At 32.2% G+C, this 332-nt stretch carries 1 protein-coding gene; it reads right to left on the bottom strand.

Translation table 11 applies throughout. The features are described from left to right. On the bottom strand, positions 1–332 hold a 332-nt coding region (locus Q4528_RS13065), incomplete at both ends, for a sugar transferase (RefSeq protein WP_303521905.1).

Here is a 332-nt window from a genome sequence, read left to right as displayed (position 1 = left end):
TTAGTGGAGAGTTCTCGTTTAATCTAGGTTTTCTGAATGCATAGTCAAAAGAAGAAGTGACTCTGATAACTTTTGAAACTATAGTTTTCTTTAGCTCATCTTCATCTGAGCAAGATATAGCCAGCACTGCATCATAGGAGTTTAAAACCTTTTTTTCGTAAAGCTTGTCAATAAAAGATAGAGAGAGAAATCTTTTTTTGTTATTGTTTGCCGTCTTATTCCTAACATATTGAACATCATGTGTATCACAAATCCACTTAACACCTTTTTTATCTTCATGATCAATTAAATCTCTACATTTATCCATCCAAGCATAGCTAACAATTGCATAC

It is taken from the genome of Staphylococcus pasteuri (assembly GCF_030547725.1).
Lineage (GTDB): Bacteria > Bacillota > Bacilli > Staphylococcales > Staphylococcaceae > Staphylococcus > Staphylococcus pasteuri.
This window is presented reverse-complemented; position numbering and strand designations above follow the sequence as displayed.